General features: G+C 53.1%; 1 protein-coding gene and 1 pseudogene. Both read left to right on the top strand.

The window, feature by feature from the left end; translation table 11 throughout:
• Window positions 1–38 precede the first annotated feature (38 nt).
• Entirely contained in the window at window positions 39–368 is a 330-nt protein-coding gene (locus tag JKP78_RS19805; RefSeq protein WP_200627336.1) for a hypothetical protein, read from the top strand.
• 25 nt (window positions 369–393) lie between these two features.
• Window positions 394–1,113, top strand: a pseudogene (locus JKP78_RS19800) (RHS repeat-associated core domain-containing protein); the annotation flags it as partial.
• Between the last annotated feature and the right edge of the window lie 329 nt (window positions 1,114–1,442).

Below are 1,442 nucleotides of genomic sequence, written 5' to 3'. Positions count from 1 at the left end.
CCGGTTGCTGGGTTGTCTAAAGTAGAAAGGAGGCTGTAATGATTAATGATTATCCGGTTTGGGATATTGATGTATTAGTGGCTTCGTATGAAAGTGCTCCGGATTGGCAGGAGAGTATTCAAATTGCAATGGAAAACCTATTTGTCTTCCTTGAGAGTAATGAGCTTTTAAAGTGTCGTGTTACTGACGGAAATGGGCATGTGGTGAAGCGCGTCATAATGAAAAGTGAGCTTACCGAAGAAGGAAATAAGCTTGTCGAAGGGCCTAAGAGTGCAGTGCATAGATGGGCTAGGTCGAAAAAAATTATTAATGATCCTACCAATCTAAGTTTGCTAGAAAAAGGATTAGCTGAGATAAGAAAAGTGTAATGATTGAGAGTGGCGCGCAGCTAGGTACGACACCCGTCTTGGTCACTTGGCTGATCGGTTCGGCCCGGTTGGCCGCTTGCTGCAAGCCAACAGTCGCCTGGGTGTCGAGACCTTTGCCTTCGACCCGGCCGGCAACCTGCTGGACTACAAGGCCCAAGAGCTGAATCGCCCGCTGGAAAGCGACCCGCGGCGCAACAAGCTGATGGACAACCTGCTGCGTGAATATGCCGGGACCCACTACCAGTACGACGAACGCGGCAACCTGATCCATCGCCTGCACAACGGAGAAAAAGCGCGCCTCAGCTGGGACCTGTTCGACCGTTTGGTGCGCTTCGACGATGACAAGCTCAGCGTGGTGTACAGCTACGACGCCTTGGGCCGCCGTCTGCACAAACACTCCAGCGCGCACCACCAAGATGACCCGCGAGCGGGCAGCGGCTGGAACCAGATGCAGCGGGCCAAGCGCCAGCGCGAACTGGGTTGTGGTTACACCTTGTATGGCTGGGATGGCGATAACCTGGCTTGGGAAAGCTCACCGCCGCAGGGTGAGGGCGAGACCGGGCGCACCGTGCATTACCTGTATGAGCCGGGCAGCTTTGTGCCGGTGGTCCAGGCACAACGAAACAGCCCGATCCGCCTGCTGCGCCAGCCGGACTGGAGCGATCGGGAATACGATTTTGATCAGGACCCGCTGTGGCACACCGAGATCAAGCCGCAGCCAATCGACGCCATTGCCTGGTACCGAATGCTATTTGAGAGATGCAACTGGTCAATCTGTAAAAGATCCACTGACTGGCGAGCGTCGAAGAGTGGATACGGCTGTTATTGAGAATGGCACAGCAACAACATTGAAGTTACTAGCATGACCGCAGATAAGACTGAGCAGCAAGCTAAGGAAGCTAGGATTTTGGCAGCAGGCGGTGGTTATATCAGAGACCGTGAAACTCGAGAGATAATTCCGGTGTCAGGGAAGTCAAAGGTTCATAGGAGGGCGTGATGTCTGAAGATTTTGTGGTATGGGATATCGATAGTATCCTTGAGTCTTATACGGATATCCCAGAGTGGGAAGTCAGT

This window comes from Pseudomonas sp. LAM2023 (assembly GCF_016620375.1).
Lineage (GTDB): Bacteria > Pseudomonadota > Gammaproteobacteria > Pseudomonadales > Pseudomonadaceae > Aquipseudomonas > Aquipseudomonas anuradhapurensis.
This window is presented reverse-complemented; position numbering and strand designations above follow the sequence as displayed.